20 protein-coding genes and 4 tRNA genes are annotated in these 23,494 nt (G+C 71.1%); 11 read left to right on the forward strand and 13 right to left on the reverse strand.

The window, feature by feature from the left end; translation table 11 throughout:
* Nucleotides 1-59 precede the first annotated feature (59 nt).
* Both ACFYX0_RS20260 and ACFYX0_RS20265 read left to right on the forward strand, forming a co-directional pair.
* Nucleotides 60-134 (forward strand) — tRNA-Asp (locus ACFYX0_RS20260).
* Nucleotides 135-543: 409 nt separating this feature from the next.
* Nucleotides 544-735 (forward strand): DUF6274 family protein, encoded by a 192-nt coding sequence (locus ACFYX0_RS20265; RefSeq protein WP_388971904.1) that lies wholly within the window; start codon nt 544-546, stop codon nt 733-735.
* A 503-nt stretch (nt 736-1,238) separates the two neighbouring features.
* Here ACFYX0_RS20265 and bldC read toward each other — a convergent pair.
* Together bldC and ACFYX0_RS20275 are read right to left on the reverse strand one after the other, a co-directional pair.
* Entirely contained in the window at nt 1,239-1,445 is a 207-nt protein-coding gene (gene bldC / locus ACFYX0_RS20270; protein ID WP_003949541.1) for a developmental transcriptional regulator BldC, read from the reverse strand.
* A gap of 603 nt (nt 1,446-2,048) precedes the next feature.
* Nucleotides 2,049-2,891, reverse strand: coding sequence for a hypothetical protein (locus tag ACFYX0_RS20275; protein ID WP_388971906.1), 843 nt, complete (start codon nt 2,889-2,891; stop codon nt 2,049-2,051).
* Nucleotides 2,892-3,124: 233 nt separating this feature from the next.
* Here ACFYX0_RS20275 and ACFYX0_RS20280 point away from each other — a divergent pair, with 233 nt between their 5' ends.
* Complete coding sequence (locus tag ACFYX0_RS20280) at nt 3,125-4,258, forward strand: Leu/Phe/Val dehydrogenase (RefSeq protein ID WP_388971908.1); 1,134 nt, start codon at nt 3,125-3,127, stop codon at nt 4,256-4,258.
* A 274-nt stretch (nt 4,259-4,532) separates the two neighbouring features.
* Nucleotides 4,533-4,784: a DUF3073 domain-containing protein gene (locus ACFYX0_RS20285; RefSeq protein WP_311695864.1), complete on the forward strand. Its 252-nt coding sequence runs from the start codon at nt 4,533-4,535 to the stop codon at nt 4,782-4,784.
* Between the two features lie 69 nt (nt 4,785-4,853).
* Here ACFYX0_RS20285 and purM read toward each other — a convergent pair whose 3' ends face one another.
* The 7 genes from purM to purS form a co-directional block, all read right to left on the reverse strand.
* Nucleotides 4,854-5,933 carry a phosphoribosylformylglycinamidine cyclo-ligase gene (gene purM, locus ACFYX0_RS20290; protein ID WP_355917970.1) on the reverse strand — a complete coding sequence of 360 codons (1,080 nt, stop codon included), beginning with the start codon at nt 5,931-5,933 and terminating at the stop codon, nt 4,854-4,856.
* Nucleotides 5,934-5,966: 33 nt separating this feature from the next.
* Nucleotides 5,967-7,493 (reverse strand): amidophosphoribosyltransferase, encoded by a 1,527-nt coding sequence (purF, locus tag ACFYX0_RS20295; RefSeq protein ID WP_388971910.1) that lies wholly within the window; start codon nt 7,491-7,493, stop codon nt 5,967-5,969.
* Nucleotides 7,494-7,578: 85 nt separating this feature from the next.
* Entirely contained in the window at nt 7,579-8,433 is an 855-nt protein-coding gene (locus ACFYX0_RS20300) for an META domain-containing protein (protein ID WP_388971912.1), read from the reverse strand.
* A gap of 67 nt (nt 8,434-8,500) precedes the next feature.
* A complete protein-coding gene (locus ACFYX0_RS20305) occupies nt 8,501-9,298 on the reverse strand; it encodes a sterol carrier family protein (RefSeq protein WP_388971914.1) in 798 nt (265 codons plus the stop codon).
* Between the two features lie 74 nt (nt 9,299-9,372).
* Nucleotides 9,373-11,631 carry a phosphoribosylformylglycinamidine synthase subunit PurL gene (purL, locus tag ACFYX0_RS20310; protein WP_388971916.1) on the reverse strand — a complete coding sequence of 753 codons (2,259 nt, stop codon included), beginning with the start codon at nt 11,629-11,631 and terminating at the stop codon, nt 9,373-9,375.
* A complete protein-coding gene (purQ, locus tag ACFYX0_RS20315) occupies nt 11,628-12,308 on the reverse strand; it encodes a phosphoribosylformylglycinamidine synthase subunit PurQ (RefSeq protein ID WP_355917988.1) in 681 nt (226 codons plus the stop codon). Before purQ ends, purL begins: the two co-directional genes overlap by 4 nt.
* A complete protein-coding gene (gene purS / locus ACFYX0_RS20320) occupies nt 12,305-12,568 on the reverse strand; it encodes a phosphoribosylformylglycinamidine synthase subunit PurS (protein ID WP_388971918.1) in 264 nt (87 codons plus the stop codon). Before purS ends, purQ begins: the two co-directional genes overlap by 4 nt.
* Nucleotides 12,569-12,929: 361 nt before the next feature.
* On the opposite strand from purS, the gene ACFYX0_RS20325 reads away from it, so the two are divergent.
* From ACFYX0_RS20325 to ACFYX0_RS20355, 7 genes are all read left to right on the forward strand, one after another.
* On the forward strand, nt 12,930-13,247 hold the full coding sequence (locus ACFYX0_RS20325; protein ID WP_311695854.1) for an Lsr2 family protein: 318 nt from the start codon (nt 12,930-12,932) through the stop codon (nt 13,245-13,247).
* A gap of 305 nt (nt 13,248-13,552) precedes the next feature.
* Nucleotides 13,553-13,627, forward strand: a tRNA-Gly gene (locus tag ACFYX0_RS20330).
* A 77-nt stretch (nt 13,628-13,704) separates the two neighbouring features.
* A tRNA-Gly gene (locus ACFYX0_RS20335) sits at nt 13,705-13,780 on the forward strand.
* A 147-nt stretch (nt 13,781-13,927) separates the two neighbouring features.
* Nucleotides 13,928-14,959: an ABC transporter ATP-binding protein/permease gene (locus ACFYX0_RS20340; protein ID WP_388971920.1), complete on the forward strand. Its 1,032-nt coding sequence runs from the start codon at nt 13,928-13,930 to the stop codon at nt 14,957-14,959.
* 253 nt (nt 14,960-15,212) lie between these two features.
* Nucleotides 15,213-16,478 (forward strand): sensor histidine kinase, encoded by a 1,266-nt coding sequence (locus tag ACFYX0_RS20345; RefSeq protein ID WP_388971922.1) that lies wholly within the window; start codon nt 15,213-15,215, stop codon nt 16,476-16,478.
* Nucleotides 16,475-17,095, forward strand: a complete 621-nt coding sequence (locus ACFYX0_RS20350) for a response regulator (protein WP_388971924.1) — start codon at nt 16,475-16,477, stop codon at nt 17,093-17,095. Before ACFYX0_RS20345 ends, ACFYX0_RS20350 begins: the two co-directional genes overlap by 4 nt.
* Nucleotides 17,096-17,118: 23 nt before the next feature.
* Nucleotides 17,119-17,194: transfer RNA gene (locus tag ACFYX0_RS20355), tRNA-Gly, on the forward strand.
* Between the two features lie 57 nt (nt 17,195-17,251).
* On the opposite strand, the gene ACFYX0_RS20360 is transcribed toward ACFYX0_RS20355, so the two are convergent.
* The 4 genes from ACFYX0_RS20360 to purD form a co-directional block, all read right to left on the reverse strand.
* Nucleotides 17,252-18,151 carry a phosphoribosylaminoimidazolesuccinocarboxamide synthase gene (locus ACFYX0_RS20360; RefSeq protein ID WP_355918004.1) on the reverse strand — a complete coding sequence of 300 codons (900 nt, stop codon included), beginning with the start codon at nt 18,149-18,151 and terminating at the stop codon, nt 17,252-17,254.
* Nucleotides 18,152-18,236: 85 nt separating this feature from the next.
* Nucleotides 18,237-19,736, reverse strand: a complete 1,500-nt coding sequence (locus ACFYX0_RS20365; protein WP_388971926.1) for a N,N-dimethylformamidase beta subunit family domain-containing protein — start codon at nt 19,734-19,736, stop codon at nt 18,237-18,239.
* A 294-nt stretch (nt 19,737-20,030) separates the two neighbouring features.
* The gene (locus tag ACFYX0_RS20370; protein WP_388971928.1) at nt 20,031-21,803 is read right to left on the reverse strand and encodes a hypothetical protein; all 1,773 of its coding nucleotides are present in this window, start codon (nt 21,801-21,803) and stop codon (nt 20,031-20,033) included.
* A gap of 398 nt (nt 21,804-22,201) precedes the next feature.
* Nucleotides 22,202-23,464 (reverse strand): phosphoribosylamine--glycine ligase, encoded by a 1,263-nt coding sequence (gene purD / locus ACFYX0_RS20375; RefSeq protein ID WP_388971930.1) that lies wholly within the window; start codon nt 23,462-23,464, stop codon nt 22,202-22,204.
* Between the last annotated feature and the right edge of the window lie 30 nt (nt 23,465-23,494).

A 23,494-nucleotide genomic window follows, 5' to 3' on the forward strand; every position in this document is an offset into this window, starting at 1 on the left:
CTCTTCTCGCAGCGCACCGCACGAAGCGCCGGGGATCCGGATCTTCGAGCGGGCTCCCAGGTCCTGTGGAGCAGTTTGGAGTGCTCGCCACCCTGTCAAGGTGGAGGCCGCGGGTTCAAATCCCGTCAGGACCGCAGTAAAGCCCCGTATCCGTACCGGATGCGGGGCTTCTTCGTGTCTCGCCGATGCGCCGGTCCCGCCGCCAACGCGCCTGCTCCCACCGCGTGGAGAGGACCGCTGCCGCCCGGAAGGAAGTCCACTGCCGCCGGGCGGGGACCGCGCCGCCGACGGCACGGCCGTATCCCCGACTGCCCGGGACCGCGACGACAAGTCCGCAGCCGTCCCCTGCGCGGGCCCTGTGCACGTCTCCCGGCGGCGTGGGCGGCGGAGTTCGGCGCCCGGAGAGGCCCGGGGAGGTCACTCCGGTCGCCACGCGCCCGCCGGGGGCCGTCCGTGCGCCCCGGGCCGTCTTGACGGCGTCACCGTCCGCCGGTACCCCAGAACCCAGGGCCCCGCCCCCTCGGGCCTCTGGGGAGGTGGCGTATGGCGACATCCACTCGGCACGAGACCCGTGCCCTGCTCCGTGCCCATCTGTCCGCCGCTTCCGGGTACCGCCATCTGACCCGGCACTGCGCGATCTGCCACCACCTGCTGCGCCTGGCCATGGACCCCGCCCAGCGCGACGAGGAGGACGCCGAGACGGCGTCCGGGGAAGAGCACGCCCCGACCGCGTGAACCGTCCCCGGCCCTCCCGACCCGGATCGGGGGAGGTTGGCGGGGCGCCCGCCTGGGCACTCCTGGACGTACGGCCCACCCAACGCCCCCTGCACACAGTGGTGTTCCTCTAGCAAGAACACCATGAGCACAACAAGCCTCATGACGTGTGACGGGTGTCACCGCATAAGTTTCGCAGACCGGGGATCTTACGCGCCTCCTACAATGGGTCAATTTAATATGTGCAATTGTACTGTCTCCTGAGGTCTCGCACAGCAGATCCGACACCCCTCCCCAGACTCCGACAAGGCCGCTCACACACCGGCCCGCACACCCCGCAGAGGACACAAAAAAGATCGCGCTGGACCCGGCGGAGTCCAGCGCGATCGACGACGCACCCTTGGCGTGCCTCTACTGAGCTTGGGCGTGGGTCCTGTTGGGGCAGTACCCGCGTCGCTTGGAGCTGTGGTTCGGACGTCGCGGCAAGTTGGGGGACCTACCGGCATGTCCGGTTATGCAATTGTTCAGGCTTCGCTGCGCTGCTGCGGGATGCCCGCGAGCAGGGCGCGGACCTCGGCTTCGCGGTAGCGGCGGTGCCCGCCGAGCGTGCGGATCGACGTGAGCTTGCCGGCCTTCGCCCACCGCGTGACCGTCTTGGGGTCGACGCGGAACATCGTGGCGACCTCAGCCGGGGTCAGCAGCGGCTCGGCATCAGGGGTGCGAGCGGTCATGAGCGGCCTCCTCGGGAGAACCGAACCTTCTCGGTTCTTTCCTCTAAATTCTGCACCTTGACCCGCGTTGCCCGAAATGGCGGACGCGAGTCGAGTCGGTTATAGGACGAACGGCTTGTCCTCGGCACTACAACTACACCATCTGTCCAGCCGCGTCGGCCAAACCGATGGAATTGCCCTCCCAGGTGTTCATCAGCGACGGAAGCCGATGGACCATGCCATAGCGGACAGTCACGCCACTGTGACGATCAGTCACAGTGGCGATCAGGAGGCACCAAACCCCCCAAAGGGAGCGAAGGTGAGGTTCCGCCCAAAAGTAGGTTCACGTGGACAGATGGAGCCTCCCCCGGGCTCCTTGTCCTATTTTGGCATGAGGAGGGACGTAAGACGCAAGGTCCTTGTAAGTGCTGTCCGTCACGCTTGACGGCATAAGCCCGGATCGAGCCATACGTCCCCCAAGGGGAGCTGCGGTAGGTCAACCATGGGCCAAAGGTTCTGACTTCACCATGTCCTGCAGGTCACAATTCGTGCACTGGTTCCCGAAGGGCCCACTGTGGGCGCCGCCCTGGCCCCGGAGGCCGCCCTCCCGGTGGCGGGCCGCCCTCAGTTCGCCGAGCGACGGTCCCGCACGGCCCGCCAGCGCTCCATCAGCCGCCCGTACGCCTCCCCGGCCGTGGCCCCGTCCCCGTGCCGCAGGGCCTCGATGCCCTCGGCGACGTCGGCGGCCGAGTGGTCCCCGTCCAGCGCGGCGGGCGCCAGGACATGGACGAGCCCGCCGTAGTCCAGCTCGACCAGCGATCGCGGGTGGAACTCCTCCAGCCACCGCCCCACGTCCACCAGGCCGTCGATCAGCGGGCCCTCGTCGAGGGTGTCCCGCAGGGTGCGCAGCGCCCGCGCGGTGCGCCGTCGCGCCTGCACCATCGGCGTGCGGTACCGCAGCATCGGGGGGATCTCCGCCGACCCCTCGTCGTAGCGCCGCTCGGCGTCCGAGACCAGTACGAACCAGTGCAGCGGCACCTGCCAGGTCGCGGTGCGGATCCACGGGCGGGCGTCCGGGTTGCCGGCCAGCCAGCGCTCGTAGTCCTGGGCGGCCTGGCGGCGCACGACCGGCGGCAGGACGGCGTCCAGGACCGGCGGCGGCAGCTCCTGCGCCAGCTCGCCCAGCGCCTGCCAGCCGCGCAGCCGGGTGCGCCACGGGCAGACGCACAGCACCCCCTCGACCTCGGTCACGAAGGCGTCGCTGCTCTCGTGCACCGGCACCGCGACCGGCGGGGTGGGCACCAAGTCGGCGAGGGAGCGGCGCAGTTCGTCCTGGTACGAGGGGCGGTCGGAGCGCCGGGCGTAGCGCGCCCAGTGGCTGCGCTCCGGCTCGGGGAAGGCGGCCAGCGGCTCGTACACGCGCAAGTAGGACGCATACGGGACGATCACCGAGGACACCTTGGGCACGCCTGCTCCCTCCCCAACGGACCTGACGCGAAACCCGTCCGGGTGCCCCCCGGACGAGGTGGAAAACCATTGCAAATCGTCCCACGAACCGATCCCGGTGTACTCCGGGGGAGGGTGATCCTGGGCACTGCGCGGCTGGCGGGCACCCGCACGCTCTACGCTCATGCCCACGGGACCCGCCACCCGCACGGGACCCGCCCCCAACCGCCGCTACTCAACCGGGAGTCACCACCGTGACCGACGTAACCGACGGCGTCCTGCACACCCTGTTCCGTTCGGACCAGGGGGGCCATGAACAGGTCGTGCTCTGCCAGGACCGGGCCAGTGGCCTCAAGGCCGTCATCGCGATCCACTCCACCGCCCTGGGCCCCGCGCTCGGCGGTACCCGCTTCTACCCCTACGCGACCGAGGAGGAGGCCGTCGCCGACGCGCTGAACCTCGCGCGCGGGATGTCGTACAAGAACGCCATGGCCGGGCTCGACCACGGCGGCGGCAAGGCCGTGATCATCGGTGACCCCGAGCGGATCAAGACGGAGGACCTGCTGCTCGCCTACGGCCGTTTCGTGGCCTCGCTCGGCGGGCGGTACGTCACCGCCTGCGACGTCGGCACCTATGTCGCCGACATGGACGTCGTGGCCCGGGCCAACCCCTGGACCACCGGCCGATCCCCGGAGAACGGCGGCGCGGGCGACTCCTCCGTCCTGACCGCCTACGGCGTCTTCCAGGGCATGCGGGCCTCGGCCCAGCACCTGTGGGGCGACCCGACCCTGCGCGGCCGCACGGTCGGTGTCGCGGGCGTCGGCAAGGTGGGGCACTACCTGGTCGAGCACCTGCTTAAGGACGGCGCGCGAGTCGTGATCACGGATGTGCGCCCGGAGGCCGTGCGCCGGATCACCGAGACGCACCCCGAGGTGGCCGTGGCCGCCGACACCGAGACCCTCATCCGCGGCGCCCATCCCTTCGGGGCCCTCGATATCTACGCGCCCTGCGCGCTCGGCGGCGCGCTCGACGACCACTCCGTGCCGGTGCTGACGGCGAAGGTGGTGTGCGGCGCGGCCAACAACCAGCTCGCGCACCCGGGCGTGGAGAAGGACCTCGCCGACCGCGAGATCCTCTACGCCCCCGACTACGTCGTCAACGCCGGCGGTGTCATCCAGGTGGCCGACGAGCTGCACGGCTTCGACTTCGACCGGTGCAAGGCGAAGGCGTCGAAGATCTTCGACACCACGCTGGCCATATTCGCACGTGCGAAGGAAGACGGTATTCCGCCGGCCGCGGCGGCCGACCGGATCGCCGAGCAGCGGATGGCGGAGGCGCGGACGGAGGCCCGCACGGAAGCCCTTCCCGGGGGTGGCACGCAGCGTTGACCGGTACCCGCCGACAGGAGGTTGGAGAGAACTCTCACTCTTATCGGCGGGTCGTCCGCCAATAAGTGGTTAAAATCGGCCGTGACCAGCGAGGACGGGGCTCCTCGCCGGTTCTGTGCACACGCCCGCCTTGCGGGCGACGTACCGTATGGGCGTGGGCTCAGGTACCGTGGAAGCCCTACGGACCGGTCTCTCCACGGAGAGCCCGTTCCGGATCATGAACGCGTGTCAAGACTCTGGGGCCGTCGAGCCCCGTCGTTGAGGGGGTCGAGCCATGGGGCGCGGCCGGGCCAAGGCCAAGCAGACGAAGGTCGCCCGCCAGCTGAAGTACAACAGCGGTGGGACGGATCTCTCACGCCTGGCCGAGGAGCTGGGCGCATCGACGTCGAATCCGTCGCCGAACGGCGACCGGTTCGAGGACGATGAGCACGACGACGACCTGTACGCACGGTACGCCGACCTCTATGAGGACGACGACGAGGACGAGGACGACCAGTCCCCGCAGCAGCGTCGCCGCGGCGCTTGACCCTGCGCTGAACCTTCACCCGGTCCGTGACCCTGGTCACGGACCGGGTTCTCTGCTGTCCCCCGGGGATCAGCCCGCGTAGTCGCCGACCAGCTCGGCGCCCGTCGTGTGCTCACCCCTGCGGGTGATCTCGCCGGCGACCCATGCCTCGACCCCGCGGTCGGCCAGGGCCGCGAGCGCGACGTCCGCGGACTGCTCGGGGACGACGGCGATCATGCCGACGCCCATGTTCAGCGTCTTCTCCAGCTCCAGGCGCTCGACGTCGCCGGTCTTCCCGACGAGGTCGAACACCGGCGCGGGGGTCCAGGTGGACCGGTCGACGACCGCGTGCAGATCGTCCGGGATCACCCGGGCCAGGTTGGCCGCGAGCCCGCCGCCGGTGATGTGGCTGAACGCGTGCACCTCGGCGGTGCGGGTCAGGGCCAGGCAGTCCAGCGAGTAGATCTTCGTCGGCTCCAGCAGCTCCTCGCCCAGAGTGCGGCCGAGTTCCTCGATGTGCTGGTCGAGGCCGAGCTTCGCCCGGTCGAGGAGGACGTGCCGGACGAGCGAGTACCCGTTCGAGTGAAGTCCGGAGGCGGCCATGGCGATCACCGTGTCGCCCTCACGGATGCGCTCGGCGCCGAGCAGCCGGTCGGCCTCCACAACGCCCGTACCGGCCCCGGCGACGTCGAAGTCGTCCGCACCGAGGAGACCGGGGTGTTCGGCCGTCTCACCGCCCACCAGGGCGCATCCGGCCAGCACACAGCCCTCGGCGATGCCCTTCACGATCGCGGCGACGCGCTCGGGGTGGACCTTGCCGACGCAGATGTAGTCGGTCATGAACAGCGGCTCGGCACCGCACACCACGATGTCGTCCATGACCATGGCGACCAGGTCGTGGCCGATGGTGTCGTAGACGCCCATCCGGCGCGCGATGTCGACCTTCGTGCCCACGCCGTCCGTGGCGGAGGCGAGCAGCGGACGCTCGTAGTGCTTGAGGGCGGAGGCGTCGAAGAGGCCGGCGAAGCCGCCGAGGCCACCGAGGACCTCGGGCCGCTGCGTCTTCTTCACCCACGCCTTCATGAGCTCCACGGCGCGGTCGCCCGCTTCGATGTCGACGCCCGCTGCTGCGTAGCTGGCGCCGCCCTCGGCACTGACGGTCTCAGACATGACGATGAGAACTTTCGTGTCGTACGGCAGATGTCACGGGCGACGGATCGCGTCGGCCGCGGCCGTGGCGGCCGGACCGGCCGCCAGCTCGGTCTCCAGCAGCTGCTTGCCCAGCAGCTCCGGGTCGGGCAGCTCCATCGGGTACTCCCCGTCGAAGCAGGCGCGGCACAGGTTCGGCTTGGCGATGGTGGTCGCCTCGATCATGCCGTCGAGGGAGATGTAGGCCAGGGAGTCGGCGCCCAGCGAGGTGCCGATCTCCTCGATCGTCATACCGTTGGCGATCAGCTCGGCGCGGGTGGCGAAGTCGATGCCGAAGAAGCAGGGCCACTTCACCGGCGGGGACGAGATCCGGATGTGGACCTCGGCGGCGCCCGCCTCGCGCAGCATGCGCACCAGCGCCCGCTGGGTGTTGCCGCGCACGATCGAGTCGTCGACGACGACCAGGCGCTTGCCCTTGATGACTTCCTTCAAGGGGTTCAGCTTCAGCCGGATGCCGAGCTGGCGGATGGTCTGCGAGGGCTGGATGAAGGTACGGCCGACGTACGCGTTCTTCACCAGACCGGAGCCGAACGGGATGCCGGAGGCCTCCGCGTAACCGACCGCCGCGGGGGTCCCGGACTCCGGGGTCGCTATGACCAGATCGGCGTCGGCGGGCGCTTCCTTGGCCAGGCGGCGGCCCATCTCGACGCGCGAGAGGTAGACGTTGCGGCCGGCGATGTCGGTGTCCGGGCGGGCCAGGTACACATACTCGAAGACACAGCCGCGGGGCTTCGCTTCCGCGAATCGGGAGCTGCGCAGTCCGTTCTCGTCGATCGCGACGAACTCGCCGGGCTCGATCTCGCGGACGAAGCTGGCGCCCGTGATGTCGAGGGCGGCGGTCTCCGAGGCGACGACCCAGCCGCGCTCCAGGCGGCCGAGGACCAGCGGGCGGATGCCCTGCGGGTCGCGGGCCGCGTAGAGGGTCTGCTCGTTCATGAAGACGAGCGAGAAGGCGCCCATGACCTGCGGCAGGACCTTGGCGGCCGCTTCCTCGACGGTCAGCGGCTTGCCGTCGTCGTCGACCTGGCCGGCCAGCAGTGCGGTGACGAGGTCGGTGTCGTTGGTCGCGGCCACCTGGGTGGCGCGGCCGTTCTCCTTGGGGAGAGCGGCGACCATCTCGGCGAGCTGCGCCGTGTTGACCAGGTTGCCGTTGTGACCGAGCGCGATGGATCCGTGCGCCGTGGCCCTGAACGTCGGCTGGGCGTTCTCCCAGACGGAGGCACCGGTGGTCGAGTAGCGGGCGTGTCCCACCGCGATATGACCCTGGAGCGAACCTAGCGAAGTCTCGTCGAAGACCTGGGAGACCAGGCCCATGTCCTTGAAGACGAGGATCTGGGAGCCGTTGCTCACCGCGATTCCCGCGGATTCCTGACCCCGGTGCTGAAGGGCGTAGAGCCCGAAGTACGTGAGCTTTGCGACCTCTTCGCCCGGAGCCCAGACACCGAAGACGCCACAAGCGTCCTGGGGGCCCTTCTCGCCGGGAAGCAGATCGTGATTGAGTCGACCGTCACCACGTGGCACGGCTCCGAGTGTAGGCGAGATCGTGCACTGGTCCGAATCCGGTCATCTGCCGCACACGGCCTCCGGCCACGTCGGCCGGGGGGGCTCATCGCTCCGCTGCCGCCTGGACACCCTTGCCGTTTTCGCTGGTCAGCGTGATCCCGCGATGGGTGAGCCGATAGGACAGCGGCCGGGCGAGCCGTTCGGTCAGATTCCTCTCGACGCTCATGAGTGAGCCGTCGCACATCTTGCGGGTGGTCCTGGGACTGCTCAGAGTGAGATGACGGTCCCGTACGGTCGCGCGCGCGGTGAAGCGGTTGCAGCCGAGGCTGCCGGAGGCCGTGCCCGCCTTCCGGTCCAGCGTGAACCAGGCCTTGCCGGCCGCCGCGGCCGGCAGCGAGGAGGCGACGTCCTTGTCGACCAGCGCGGTGATCCGCCACCTGGTGCCGTGCAGGGACGCGTCCCCCTCCCTGGTCAGGCGCACCCGGTCACCGTTCTCGGTGGTGAGGGTGAGCCTGCCGTGGTCGACGGCGGCGGCGAGCGAACGGCCCGCGAGGGCCCGGGAGAAAGCCGACTCGAAGGCCATCGGTTCCTTGGCGCAGGCCATGTCGGTGGCCTCGGCGGGACCGAAGTCGATCCGGCCATCCCGGAAGGCGGCCGCCGCGCCGAAGCTGTTGCAGCCGTAGTTGCCGTGGGCCCGGCCGTGGTCGTCGATCCGGAGGTAGGCGCCGTCGGGGGCCTTCCGGGTGGTGCCGCCCGAGCTGAGGCTGTCCACCCGCCAATGGACGCCGGTGACGGACGACGGATCGGTGCGCCGGACGACGGATCCGGTGCCGGCCGAGGCGGATCCGGTGCCGGCCGAGGCGGATCCGCTGCTGCCGTCCGAGGCGGCTCCGGTGCCGCAGGCCACGACGAGGGGGAGCAGGGTCAGCACGGTGAGGGCCAGTCGGTGCTTGTCCATGGGGGTGGGACGGGTGCGGCTCGGGCGCGGTTCCACGGCCGCGCCCGGCCGCTCGGGTCAGGTCAGGTCAGGTCATCAGCGGCAGCAGGGCACCGAGGTCGGCCCGTTCACCGCTCGCGCTGACCTTGGCGTCGGCGATGGCCGAGTCCCATGAGGTACGGCCCGTCGCCAGCCGGATCCAGGTCAGCGGGTCGGTCTCGACGACGTTCGGCGGGGTGCCGCGGGTGTGGCGGGGGCCTTCGACGCACTGCACGACGGCGAAGGGCGGAACGCGCACCTCGGTCGAGGCACCGGGCGCCTTGACCGCGAGCGCGTCGGCGAGCAAGCGGGTGCAGGCGGCGAGGGCCTGACGGTCGTAGGGGATGTCGAGACCCGGGACGGCGTCGTTCAGGTCGTCGGTGTGGACGACGAGTTCGACGGTGCGGGTGACGAGGTAGTCGGCAAGCGGCACGGCGCCCGCATCGGTGTCGAGCAGCCGGGCGTCGGGCGCCCCCGCGAGGCACTGCGCGAAGTGCCGCTCCGTGTCGGCGAGGAAGGCGCCGGGATCGGGGTGCCGCTCGGCCGTTTCGCGGGCGGTGTCGGCGAGGGAGCCGGCGTCGGCGGAGGCGGCGAACGGCCAGTCCAGGAGGGTGGCGTTCGGCCGGGCCGGCTCCGGCTTGTCGAGGAAGCGGCCGACGGCCCCGAGGGCCGTGCCGAGGTGCGCGACCAGTTCCCCTACGGTCCGGCCCCCGAGCCGGGTGGGGAGCGCGAGTTGGGCGGGGGTGAGGGTGCCCACGGCTTCCCGTACGTTCCCGAACTGGGCGAGGACCGCGGCGCGGGTCCTCGCGGGGTCGTACGTGCGGGTGCGCTTCTTGGCCGGGGACATGGTGGTGAGCCTATACATGGTGAGGGCCCCGCCCGTCGGAACGGGCGGGGTCTTCACCGTCGTACGGCCGGGGCCTACTTGAGGAGGGCCGGGATGGTCCGCTCGTGGGCCTCGCGCAGTTCCGCCAGCGGCAGCTCGAACTCGCCCTGGAGTTCCACCGTGTCACCGTCCACGACACCGATGCGGGTGACGGGCAGGCCGCGCGCGCCGCACATGTCGTTGAAGCGGATCTCCTCGGAGCGGGGCACCGCGACGATCGCGCGGCCCGCCGACTCGGAGAAGAGGAAGGTGAACGCGTCGAGCCCGTCGGGCACGATCAGCCGCGCGCCCTTGCCGCCGAGCAGCGCCGACTCGACCACGGCCTGGATCAGACCGCCGTCGGACAGGTCGTGCGCGGAGTCGATCATGCCGTCGCGGGAGGCGGAGATCAGGATCTCGCCCAGGAGTCGCTCGCGCTCCAGGTCGACCTGCGGCGGCAGACCGCCGAGGTGGTCGTGGACGACCTGCGACCAGGCCGAACCGCCGAACTCCTCACGGGTGTCGCCGAGCAGGTAGAGGAGCTGGCCCTCCTCCTGGAAGGCGACCGGGGTACGGCGGGCGACGTCGTCGATGACACCCAGCACCGCCACGACCGGGGTCGGGTGGATGGCCACCTCGCCCGTCTGGTTGTACAGGGAGACGTTGCCGCCGGTCACCGGCGTGCCCAGCTGCAGGCAGGCGTCCGCGAGTCCGCGGACGGCCTCCGCGAACTGCCACATGACGGCCGGGTCCTCGGGCGAGCCGAAGTTCAGGCAGTCGGAGACGGCGAGCGGCTTGGCACCCGTGGTGGCCACGTTCCGGTACGCCTCGGCGAGCGCGAGCTGCGCGCCCGCGTACGGGTCGAGCTTCGCGTACCGCCCGTTGCCGTCGGTCGCGATGGCGACACCGAGCCCGGACGTCTCGTCGATCCGGATCATCCCGGAGTCCTCGGGCTGGGCGAGGACCGTGTTGCCCTGGACGAAGTGGTCGTACTGGGAGGTGATCCACTTCTTGGACGCCTGGTTGGGGGACGCCACCAGCTGCAGGACCTGGTCCTTCAGCTCCTCGGACGTCTCGGGCCGCGGCAGCTTGTTCGCGTCGTCGGCCTGGAGCGCGTCCTGCCACTCGGGGCGGGCGTACGGACGCTCGTAGACCGGGCCCTCGTGCGCGACCGTGCGCGGGTCGACGTCGACGATCTTCTCGCCGTGCCAGTAGATCTCCAGCCGGTCGCCGTCCGTCACCTCACCGATGACGGTGGCGATGACGTCCCACTTGGCGCAGATCCCCAGGAACCGGTCGACCTTCTCCGGCTCGACGACCGCGCACATCCTCTCCTGCGACTCGCTCATGAGGATCTCCTCCGGCGAGAGCGTGGAGTCGCGCAGCGGTACGTCGTCCAGGGTGACGCGCATACCCCCGGAGCCGTTGGAGGCGAGCTCGGAGGTCGCGCAGGACAGACCGGCGGCGCCGAGGTCCTGGATGCCGACGACCAGCTTCTCCCGGAAGGCCTCCAGGGTGCACTCGATGAGCAGCTTCTCCTGGAAGGGGTCGCCGACCTGGACGGCCGGGCGCTTCGACGGCTTGGCGTCGTCGAAGGTCTCGGAGGCGAGGATCGAGGCGCCGCCGATGCCGTCGCCGCCGGTGCGGGCGCCGTACAGGACGACCTTGTTGCCCGCGCCGGAGGCCTTCGCGAGGTGGATGTCCTCGTGCCGCATCACGCCGATGGCGCCCGCGTTGACCAGCGGGTTGCCCTGGTAGCAGGCGTCGAAGACGACCTCGCCGCCGATGTTGGGCAGCCCGAGGCAGTTGCCGTAGCCGCCGATGCCGGCGACGACGCCCGGCAGCACGCGCTTGGTGTCGGGGTGGTCGGCCGCGCCGAAGCGCAGCGGGTCGACGACGGCCACGGGCCGCGCGCCCATCGCGATGATGTCGCGGACGATGCCGCCGACACCGGTCGCGGCGCCCTGGTAGGGCTCCACATAGGAGGGGTGGTTGTGCGACTCGACCTTGAAGGTCACCGCGTAGCCCTGGCCGACGTCGACGACTCCGGCGTTCTCGCCGATACCGACGAGGAGCGCGTCGGACCGGGGGGCCTTCTCACCGAACTGGCGGAGGTGGACCTTGGAGGACTTGTACGAGCAGTGCTCGGACCACATGACCGAGTACATGGCGAGCTCGGCGCCGGTGGGGCGGCGGCCCAGGATCTCGACGACCCGCTCGTACTCGTCCTTCTTCAGGCCGAGTTCGGCCCAGGGCAGCTCGACGTCGGGGGTCGCGGTCGCGTGCTCGACCGTGTCCAGAGGCGTCCGGCTCATGCGCCCACCAGCTTCTTGAGGATCGACGTGAAGAACGGGAGCCCGTCGGTACGGCCGGTACCGATCAGCGGCTCGACGGCGTGCTCCGGGTGCGGCATGAGGCCGACGACGTTCCCGGCCTCGTTGGTGATGCCGGCGATGTCACGGAGCGAGCCGTTCGGGTTGAAGTCCAGGTAGCGGAAGACGACCCGGCCCTCGGCCTCCAGCTTGTCGAGCGTGTACTCGTCGGCGACGTACCGGCCGTCCATGTTCTTCAGCGGGATGTGGATGTCCTGACCGGCGGTGTAGTCGCTGGTCCAGGACGTCTCCGCGTTCTCCACCCGCAGCTTCTGGTCGCGGCAGATGAAGTGGAGGTGGTCGTTGCCGAGCATCCCGCCCGGGAGGAGGTGCGCCTCGGTGAGGATCTGGAAGCCGTTGCAGATGCCGAGGACCGGCAGACCGGCCTTCGCCTGCTCGATGACGGTCTCCATCACCGGAGAGAACCGGGAGATGGCACCGGCGCGCAGATAGTCGCCGTAGGAGAAACCGCCGGGCAGCACCACGGCGTCGACCTGCTTGAGGTCCTTGTCCTTGTGCCAGAGGGCGACGGGCTCGGCGCCGGCGAGGCGGATCGCGCGCTGCGTGTCCCGGTCGTCGAGGCTCCCGGGGAAAGTGACGACGCCAATACGAGCGGTCACTTGGCGGCCTCCGCCACTTCCTCCACCTTGACGGTGAAGTCTTCGATCACGGTGTTGGCGAGGAAGGATTCCGCAAGCTCGTGGATGCGGGCGAGCGCGGCGCCATCGACCGGACCGTCCACCTCGAGTTCGAATCGCTTTCCCTGACGTACATCGGAGATGCCTTCGAAACCGAGCCGCGGCAGGGCGCGCTGGACCGCCTGGCCCTGGGGGTCGAGGATCTCCGGCTTGAGCATGACGTCGACTACGACGCGTGCCACTGGCACTCCCGGTGTGTGGTGCTGAGCAGGTTCCTTCAGACTACCCGCACAAAATTTCTACTCGCGTAGATTCGTAGCTTCCTACGTGAGCCCCATCACGATCGCGCAACGTCGGGCGGGCTCCACACGGAAAATCCTCGGAAAAACCGCAGAAGAGCGCGGCGAAGCATTGCCCGGTGGACACGCGGACGTATTCAGCTGGTCTTCACAATGCAATGCCGGGCACTGTACAAAGGAAATGGCAATAGCCGATACTTTGCCCAATTACTGCCGGACAGTCGACATCTCCCCGGCATCCCCGGACGTCCGCGCACGTCGTGGCGGATGAGCGCGGAGGTGCCGCACGAAGGGACCGATATTCGTGGCGCAGCGTGTCGTGGTCACTCTCTTTGACGACATCGACGGCTCAGAAGCGGCGGAAACGATCGTCTTCGGACTGGACGGCAAGTCGTACGAGATCGACCTCAATCAAGCCAATGCCAAGAAACTGCGTAAGGTGCTGGCACCCTACGTCGAGGCCGGCCGCAAGAAGGCCAAGTCCGGGAAGGCGTACACCCACACGGCGTTGACCCCGGACCCGGCCGCCGTCCGCGCCTGGGCCCGTTCCAACAAGATGGACGTGCCGCCGCGGGGCCGGATCCCGAAGAAGGTCTACGAGGCGTTCGCCGAGTCGCAGTGAGGGACGGCGGGGCGGTCGGGGGCGCCGGTGCGTCCGTCGACTGCTGAACTGCCGGGGCTGGTGTGACGGTCGGGGTTGATGGGGTCGTCGAGGTGGCTGTCGCTGCCGGAGACCGCTGTGGCGGCCGGGGTCCCTCCCGGCCGGCGCTCCGGCGCCGGCGTCCTCGCTCCCGCGCCCCTGTGGCGGCGTGCGGCGGCTGCCATCCCGGCCCGCTCGCAACCGACTTGCGTTGCACCCCAGGTGATCAGCTAAAGTCTGGAGCACGCCGAGGGGCGAGGCCGAAAGGCCGAGACCCGAGGAGTCACGCGGGTGTAGTTCAGTAGCAGAACACCCCCTTTCCAAGGGGGAGGCGCAGTGTGCAATCCCTGTCACCCGCTCCACGGCATCGGCTCAACCAGTCTTCTGGATCAGGTAAGCTGGTGCTTGCACCGATCGGTGAGAGCCGGTCGGGAGCAGTGCGGACGTAGCTCAGTTGGTAGAGCGCAACCTTGCCAAGGTTGAGGTCGCGAGTTCGAGCCTCGTCGTCCGCTCCACTGAGAAAGGCCCCGGTCAGCCGACCGGGGCCTTTCTCGTGTGCGTGCCCGAAGCGGCGGGGGGCGGGACGGGCGTCTGACATTTGTCATGCCGAGCGATGACATCGCACACTGCCGGCGGTCTCGGCACGCCGGGACGCTTGAGGCATGAACGCGAACGAGCGTGAAGAAGTGATCCAGGTCACGGACCTGCGTCGAGTGTACGGGGGCGGCTTCGAAGCCGTGCGCGGGATCACCCTCTCGGTGGCCCGCGGCGAGCTCTTCGCGCTCCTCGGCACGAACGGGGCGGGCAAGACCTCGACGATGGAGCTGCTGGAGGGTCTCGCACCGCCGACCGGCGCCCGGGTGCGGATCCTGGGACACGATCCGTACGAGGAGCGGGCGGCCGTACGCCCCCGAATCGGAGTGATGCTCCAGGAGGGCGGTTTCCCCTCGGAGTTGACGGTCACGCAGACCGTCAGGATGTGGGCCGGCTGCACAACCGGCGCCCGCCCCACGGGCGAGGCGCTGGAGCTGGTCGGCCTCGCCCACCGGGCGGGCGTCCGGGTGAAACAGCTGTCCGGGGGCGAGAAGCGACGCCTGGATCTCGCGCTCGCGCTGCTCGGCCGCCCCGAGATCCTCTTCCTGGACGAGCCGACCACGGGCCTGGACGCCGAAGGGCGCATGCGCACCTGGGAGCTGGTCCGGGAGCTGCGCACCGGGGAGCTCACCGACCGCGAGATCCTCGTCGGTTCCGCGCTGCCCGCCGTGTGCATCGGCGTCGTGCAGTGTGTGCTTCTGGCCGTCGGCTGCATGGCCTTCCTCGACGCCGGGGCGCCCCGCGCGCCCCATCTCGTCCTTCTGGGGCTGCTGTCGGGGCTGGTGCTGTGCGTGGCGCTGGCGGCGGTCACCGCGACCTTCAGCAGAACCGTCGAGAGCGCACAGATCACGGCGCTGCCCCTGCTGTTCGTGTCGATGTTCGGCTCCGGCATCACCATCCCGACGGATCTTCTCCCCCACCGTGTCGCCTCCCTCTGCGAACTGCTGCCGCTGTCACCGGCGATGCGCCTGATTCGCGGCGGCTGGACGGGCGGCCTCTCCGCGCACGAGGCCCTGACCGCAGGTGCGGTGGCGGTGGCCTGGACCGTGCTCGCGGTGTTTGCTGTACGACGGTGGTTCCGCTGGGAGCCCCGGCGCTGATCCCGGCCGGCCCGGTACCCGCCGGGCCCGGACGGGGACAGGACAGGGTGAGCAGGCGGTCGTCCGAGCGCCGGCCGCGGCCGATCGGGGGACGAAGGACGTGAGGGAGCCGACAACCGGTGCGCGCGGGACCGGGGACGCGGTGGCGATGTCCCCGGGCAGGGAGACGAGCGGGGGCCCGATCGCGCCGGCGACGGGGGAGCGAGAGACCGGCGGACAGACACCCGTCACCCGGCCCGAAGGGGGGCACAGGATGATCGGACGGCTCAGGAGCTGGCAGCGCCGCACCTGGCACGACCGCAGCAAGGCGGCCCGAGTCGAGTTGCAGAGCGTCATCGTGACGCACTGCACGTTCTGGGTGTTCTCCCTGTCCTGGCTCATGCTGCCACTGCTGTCCGGACTCCACCCCGAGCCGGTGCCGCGGCTCCTGGGAGGACTGCTGCTGCTCCTGGGCGCCCTCCAGTGCGTGGTGGCCAACCGGTGCGTCCGACCCGTCCTCGATCACTATCTGGGCCGCGCCGAGCTGCCGCCGCGCGCCCTGCGGGCACCGGTCGGGCTGCTGGTGCTGGGACTGGCGCTGCTCGTGCTGCTCGACCTGCTGGACGCGGCCCCCTCGATCACCGTCCGGCTCGTGCTCGGTGCCACGCTGATGCCCTTCGGGATGCTGTACAGCCTGCTTGTGCCGCTCCGGGTGTTCCTCCGGCAGACCGCGGTCCTCGCCGCCGTCCTCGGCCTGGTGCTCGGGCTGACCCGGCTGGACGCCGCGGCGGCCCTGGGGTCGGCCGTCATGGTCGGGTTCGTCAGCCTCTTCTGCCTGCTCACCTCCCGGTGCGGGGCGTGGACCCTGTCCGTGCTGTGGGAGGCCGAGCGCGCCCGGGAGGTCGAGGCCCAGCTCGCCGTCGCCGAGGAACGGCTGCGGTTCGGACGTGATCTGCACGATGTGCTCGGGCGCAACCTCGCCGTGATCGCCCTCAAGAGCGAACTCGCCGTCCGGTTGGCCCGCCGCGGGCGCCCCGAGGCCGTGGAGCAGATGATCGAGGTGCAGCGGTTGGCCCAGGAGTCGCAGCGCGAGGTCCGGGAGGTCGTACGCGGCTACCGCGAGGCGGATCTCGGCAAGGAACTGGCGGGTGCCCAGGGGGTGTTGACGGCCGCCGGAATCGACTGCACGGTGAGCGGCTCGGCCGTCGGACTGCCGCCACTGGTGCAGTCGGCGCTGGGCTGGGTGGTACGGGAGGCGGCCACCAACGTGCTGCGCCACGGGGACGCCCGGCGCTGTGCGGTGACCCTCGAGATCAAGGAAGGGCGGGCCGTGCTGTCCGTGGAGAACGATGGGGCACCGAGACCCGGACCGGGTCCGGGATCGGGGCTCACGGGCCTGCGCGAGCGGCTGTCGAAGGTCGACGGCACCCTGCGGGCCGGACCGGACGGACGGGGCTCCTTCCGGCTGAGTGCCGAGGTGCCGCTCTCCCCCACCGAGTCCTTCGTCCCGCCCCGCACCGTGAGCGAGGTCACCCCATGACGTCTTCCCCACCGGTCCGGCTGCTCCTGGCGGACGACGAACACCTCATTCGGGGCGCGCTCGCCGCGCTGCTGGCCCTGGAGGACGACCTCGTGGTGCTCGCGGAGGCTGCGACCGGTCCCGAGGCTCTCGCCATGGCCCGGGCGCACCGGCCCGACGTGGCGGTGCTGGATCTCCAGATGCCGGGGGCCGACGGTGTGAAGGTCGCCACATCCCTGCGGGCCGGACTGCCGGAGTGCCGGGTGCTGATCGTGACCAGTCACGGTCGGCCGGGGCATCTGAAGCGGGCGCTCCAGGCCGGTGTGCGCGGGTTCGTCCCCAAGACCGTCAGCGCGCAGCGGCTCGCGGAGATCATTCGCACCGTGCACGCCGGACACCGTTATGTGGACCCGGACTTGGCCGCGGACGCGATCTCCGCCGGGGACTCCCCGCTGACCGCCCGCGAGACCGAGGTGCTCGAGCTGGCCACCGACGGGGCGCCCGTGACGGAGATCGCGGAGCGGGCCGCGCTGTCGCAGGGGACCGTGCGCAACTACCTGTCGTCGGCCGTCTCGAAACTCGGGGTGGAGAACCGTCATGCCGCGGTGCATCTCGCACGGGAGCGAGGTTGGGTATAGTTGCTCTCGCGCAACGGCGCAATGCGGACGTAGCTCAGTTGGTAGAGCGCAACCTTGCCAAGGTTGAGGTCGCGAGTTCGAGCCTCGTCGTCCGCTCCACGGAGCAAAGGCCCCGGTCAGTCGACCGGGGCCTTTCTCGTGTGCGGCGGGCGGCCGTCAGGACCAGCTGACGCCCGTCAGACGCTCGTACGCCTCCACGTACTTCGCCCGGGTCGCCTCCACGATCTCCTGCGGCAGCGGCGGCGGGGGCTGCTCGCCGGCGCGGTCCCAGCCGGAGGCGGGGGAGGTCAGCCAGTCCCGGACGAACTGCTTGTCGAACGACGGCTGGGAGTGGCCCGGCTCCCACAGGTCGGCCGGCCAGAAGCGGGAGGAGTCCGGGGTGAGCACCTCGTCGGCGAGGACGAGGGTCTCGCCCTCGTACCCGAACTCGAACTTGGTGTCCGCCAGGATGATCCCCCGCTCGCGGGCGATGCCCCGGGCACGCCCGTACACCGCGAGGGTCGCCTGCCGCAGGTGCGCGGCGGTCTCGGCGCCGACCTGGCGGGCGACCTCCTCGTAGGAGACGTTCTCGTCGTGCTCGCCGACCGCGGCCTTGGTGGCGGGCGTGAAGATCGGCGCGGGCAGCTCCGAGCCGTCCACCAGCCCCTCGGGCAGGGCTAGGCCGCAGACCGTGCGGGACTCCCGGTACTCGACGAGACCCGAACCGGTCAGATAGCCCCGGGCCACGCACTCCACCGGGATCATCCGCAGGGACTTGCAGACCAGGGTGCGGCCGGCCCAGTCGGCGGGGGCGCCGGGCGGCAGCTCGGTGCTCAGGACATGGCTCGGCACCAGATCGCGGAGCTGGTCGAACCACCAGAGCGACAGCTGGGTGAGGATCCGGCCCTTGCCCGGGATCTCGGTCGGCAGCACCCAGTCGAATGCGGACGTACGGTCACTGGCGACCATCACGAGGTCGCCCGCCTCGTTCTGGTACAGCTCGCGCACCTTCCCGGTGTGCAGATGCACCAGACCCGGCACCTGGACGGGCTCGGGCTTTACGACGAATCCGGACACGGTTCCTCCCCGTGGTTCTGTCCAATCGGCTCGATTCTCCCGTATGCGAGGAACGAGCCGGGTACGGGGTGGGGTCGCGGAGGGATCAGTCCCGCTTGCAGATGCGGTCGAGGAGGTTCGCCGTGGCCTGCTGGACCCGGGCGTCCGTGTGGCCGGGGCGGTCCAGGGCGGGGGACCAGGCGAACGTCCCGGAGGCGAAGACCAGGGCTCCGGACGGGGCCCGGTAGAGGGAGGTCTCCTGGTGGCGCAGGGCGCCCTCGCCGTCCCGGTACGGGGAGTGCGCGAGCAGGATGCGGCCCTGGTGCTCGGGCAGTGGGGCCCGCGGGAAGTAACGGTCCGCCTCGCCGGCGACCATCCCGTCCACTTCGTCGCCCTCGTGAGCGCCGGTCGACTCCCACAGCCAGTGCTCGGCGTTGCGGACGACGAGCGGATGGGGCTCGGGGACCCGTCCCGCGTACTGGATCCCGATCATCTCCTGCTCGGGACGGTCGATCTCCCGCCACAGCGCGGCCTTCCCCGGGCCGCGGCGCTTGCGGCAGGTGAGCAGCCGGTCCGGGACCCCGGACGCGGAGGGACCCAGCTCCACCTGCCAGTACATGGTGTTGGCGGACAGGAACACCAGCGAGGTGCCGTGTTCGCGGGCGAGTTCCACGGTGCGGCGCATCTGCGTCGACCAGTACTCGTCATGGCCGGGGAAGACGAGGCCCCGGTAGCGGGTGGGGTCGACGCGGCCCGCGTGCAGATCGCGGGCGTCGGCGTAGGCGATGTCGTAGCCGTAGCGCTCGGCCCAGCGGATGAAGTCGTAGGCGTGGCCGACGTGCAGCGGCAGGCCCGCCCCTGCGTACGGGCGGTCGAAGGAGACCGTGGTGGCCGCGTCGGCCTCGCCGAGCAGCCGGCCGTTCCGGTCCCAGGCGTGGTAGAGGCTGGCGCCGGTGTGCCCGTCCTCCGGATAGAGGTTGTACGCCTGCCAGGTGATGTCGGGCAGCAGCAGAAGCAGGTCCGCCGGGCGGCCGTCACGGACGGTGAAGGGCACGTGGGAGCGGTAGCCGTCGGCGGTGGTGAGGACGGCGACGTACGCGCCGATGCTCCAGTACGAGGGAACCTGCAGCCGCCAGGAGAGCCACCAGTGGTGGCAGGAGACCGTGCGGTCGGCGGTGAGCGGGGGCGGCTGGACGATGCCGGAGAGGCGGGGGCTGGTGGTGATCTTGGAGGCTCCGTCGCCGCCGTAGTGCCCGATCCGGTACACGTCGACGGCGAACTCCTGGGGCGGGTCGACGGTGATGCGGAAGTCGATGGCGTCGCCCGGCGCCACCGCGCCCGTCGAGGTGAAGCCCTTGATCTGGCGGTGGACGTCGTCGGCCGACCGGGGTCCGCTGGTGCGGGGCGCCGGGATACGGGTGCCCTTGGCGCCCTGGGACGGGATGTGGGCCGGTGCCGGATCCACGTACCAGGGGACCACGTGTCCCGTGTCGTCGAAGTACGTCTCACTTCCTCGGAGCCAGGGGACGGGGCCCTGGCCGAAAGGATCCGTCACGGCATGCGCGAGAGCGCCCGACTCCCAGCGGCGAATGTGCTCCGACTCCATGTGATGTCCCCTCCCTCGTCCCCCGTGAGCCGTCCTGAGCCCTTGCTCTGGCATGTGCCTCGTGCGCGATCGGTCCCAGCACATCACATTACGCACGCACTCCGTCACCGTTCGTCGTGAATTGACGTGAACGGAATGGGATTCTCCGGCCAGGGGTCGGGGTCGCGGAATCGAAGGTCCGGCATCTGCGCAGGTGGGCGGGGGTGGGGGTGCCGACCGGTGGGGCGGATGTGGGCGGGAGCGGGCCCCGGGTCGGCGCGGACCGAGGGGTCGCGGGTGCCGTATGGCCGGATGTCAGACCAACCGGACCGGCTTCTCGGCGCGCACCCCCAGGTTCAGCAGCCAGGTGCGCAGCGGGGCCGGATCGCCCTCCTCGACCAGGGTGAGCACCCGGGGCGCCAGATCGGCCGTGCGCTCGCCTCTGACCAGCAGGGACGGCCCGTCCAGCCAGTCGAGTCCCGGCACCGCTCCGGCCGTGTCCATCGCGGCGCAGCACACCATCGCGGTGACATGGTCCATGAGCAGTTCCCGGCCGGTGCGGGGCGGCTGGAGCGGGAACAGCGGCAGCACTCCCTCGTCCCACAGCGCCGGGACCGGGCCCGGCGCCTGTCCCGCGTCACCGCCGCCCGGTGCCCGGCCGACGGCCGCCTCCTCCCGTGCCATGGCGGCGCTGAGCCCGGCGACCAGGGCGGCGGCGCGCACGCTGGCGACCACCCCGTCGTCGTCGGGAGTCGTGGGCACCGGCGCCTCGCCCTCGGTACCGGGCGCCCGGACCGTCAGATACTCCAGGACCCGCTCCAGCGTCGGGCCGTCCGCGCCGGGCACCGCCCTGGGGGTGGGCTGGTGGACGCCCAGGGCGTCCAGGACGCGCTGGAGGCGGGCCGCGTCCGTGCGCCACTTGCGGTCGACGACCTCCTCCGGGTAGTCGCGCCAGTCCACCGGCGCCCACTGCGGGCCGGGCTCGGCCGGGCCCCCGTGGAAGAGACGGGCCGCGAGCAGCGAGGCCGCCTCGTCGATCGTCCCGGGCTCCTCGAGCAGATCACAGGCCGGCCGCTCGCCCAGCCGGGAGGCGAAGCCCTCGGCCAGCCGGTCCCGGCGCGACAGTTCCGTCAGTGCCGCGACCACGCCCGCGTCCAGCCGCGAGGGCCAGCGGCCCATCCGCCATGCCGGCAGGGCGACCCGGGTCAGCAGGCGGTCCCAGCCCGCGTACGCCAGCCCGACCTGTTCCTGCGCCACGATCCGCAGACCGTAGTCCACAGCCTGTGCGCGCTCGGCCGCGGCCGCCGCCACCCCCCGCTCCATCTCCGCCGCATGCACCCGGCAGCTCCGCAGCAGCAGACGGGCCACCCAGCCGACCCCGGCGAGCAGCGTGCGTACCGGCGGGCTGTGCTCGGGCGCGGACGTCACGGCCACGGCCGCGTCCAGTCCTCGTACGAAACGACGGGCCGCCGCTATGTCGGGGTGCGCCGACGGGCCCGTACCGGCCACGACCGGGGCGAGGACCGCGCGCAGTTCGCCCACCCGCATCCACCACAGGAACGGCGAGCCTATGACGAGCACGGGCGCGGTCGGGGCCCGGAGGGGCCGGGGCGCCGACAGGCCGCGTATCCCCCGGGGCGCGGCCGCGTCCTGTCCGCCGCGGACCGGCGGGCCGTGGGCGCGGTGGGTGCGGTCCTCCAGCCAGCTGTCGCAGTCGGGCGTGAGCGCTATCGCGGACGGGGCGGGGACGTCCAGGCGGTCGGCCAGGTCCCGGACCATCCGGTACAGATCGGGGGCCGCGGCCTCCGAGAGCGGGACCGTCGGGCTGACGGCCGGGCGGGCGCGGGCGACGACGAGGGCGATACCGGCGGCGGAGAGCAGGACGACGGCGGCGACGGCGGTCATGACCCAGCGGGTGATCACCCAGTCGTGGCCGCTGATGTGGCCGGTGGACTCACCGGCCAGGAGCACGACGGCGACGGCGGCGGGCAGCAGGGCGACGGCAAGTGCTCTGCTGCGGATCCGCAGCACGGCAAGAGCCCGTGAGCGCGCGCCCTGCGCGCCCGCCTCCACACCCAAACCGGTCACGACCGGACGTCACCCCCTCTGTCCCGCCTCTGCACAGCCCGCCGGCGTCCGGCGCGCCCTGCGCCGTGACGGTCTCCGTCGTGTCCGGCGCGCAAGTCGTCGCCGGACACCCGTGCGTTGCTCACTCCCCCACTGTGGCACCCGCCACTGACATCGCAATGCCGGTGGGCCAAGTGCCGGAACGGCTTGCGCCGCACCCTAGTTGGGGTCCCGGCCCTCGTCAGCCGGATGGGCCACCGCTCACCCGATGGAATGGCTTTGGGGAAAGGTGGATGACGCAGGACATGGACCGGGCCCCGAATCCGGAAGAGGAATTCGGGGGCCGGGGGGTTCATCGCTCACCGCGTCTCGGGGGCGGTGACCCGTCTGCCGCGGTCGCCGGGCGCCTGGCGGGGCTCTCAGGCCCGGACGTCGGCCTCCGCGGCCTTCGCAGCAATGTCCGTACGGTGCTGGGAGCCGTCGAGGCGGACGCGGTCCACCGCCGCGTACGCCCGTCGGCGTGCCTCGACGAGGTCCGCACCGGTCGCCGTGACGGACAGCACACGGCCGCCCGCGCTCACCACCTCGTCGCCCTCGCGCCGGGTGCCCGCGTGCAGGACGTACGCGTGCGGGGCGTCCTCGGCCGCCACCTCGTCGAGGCCGGTGATCGGGTCGCCGGTGCGCGGGGTGTCCGGGTAGTTGTGCGAGGCCACGACCACGGTGACAGCCGCGTCGTCGCTCCAGCGCAGGGGTTCGACATCGGCGAGGGTGCCGTTCGCCGCGGCCAGCAGCACCCCGGCGAGCGGGGTCTTCAGCCGGGCGAGGACGACCTGGGTCTCCGGGTCGCCGAAGCGGGCGTTGAACTCGATGACCCGCACACCGCGCGAGGTGATCGCCAGGCCCGCGTAGAGCAGACCGGAGAACGGGGTGCCGCGGCGGCGCATCTCGTCGACCGTGGGCTGCAGCACGGTCCGCAGAACGTCGTCGACCAGCTTCGGATCGGCCCACGGCAGCGGCGAGTAAGCACCCATGCCGCCGGTGTTCGGCCCCTCGTCGCCGTCCAGGGCGCGCTTGAAGTCCTGCGCGGGCTGGAGCGGGACGACCGTCTCGCCGTCGGTGACGGCGAACAGGGACACCTCGGGGCCGTCCAGGAACTCCTCGATGACGACGCGCTCGCAGCGGGCCGCGTGCGCCCGGGCGGCGTCGAGATCGGCGGTGACGACGACACCCTTGCCGGCGGCGAGGCCGTCGTCCTTCACGACGTACGGGGCACCGAAGGCGTCGAGCGCCTCCTCGACCTCGTCGGTGGTCGTGCAGACGTACGAACGCGCGGTGGGGACGCCCGCCTCCGCCATCACGTCCTTGGCGAACGCCTTGGACCCCTCCAGCTCCGCGGCCTCCTTGGAGGGGCCGAAGACGGGGATCCCGGCCCGGCGCACGGCGTCCGCGACGCCCGCGACGAGCGGTGCCTCCGGGCCCACGACGACGAGCCCGGCGCCGATCTCCGTGGCGAGCGCCGCCACGGCGTCACCGTCGAGGGCGTCGATCCGGTGCAGCTGAGCCACCTCGGCGATGCCGGCGTTGCCGGGGGCGCAGTGCAGCGCGGTGACGTCGGGGTCGAGGGAGAGGGAACGGCACAGGGCGTGTTCGCGGGCACCGCTGCCGATGACGAGGACCTTCACGGGGTCAGCCTAACGGGCGCGAGGCCGTGG

The organism is Streptomyces sp. NPDC002573 (genome assembly GCF_042889625.1).
Classification (GTDB): Bacteria; Actinomycetota; Actinomycetes; order Streptomycetales; family Streptomycetaceae; genus Streptomyces; species Streptomyces gibsoniae.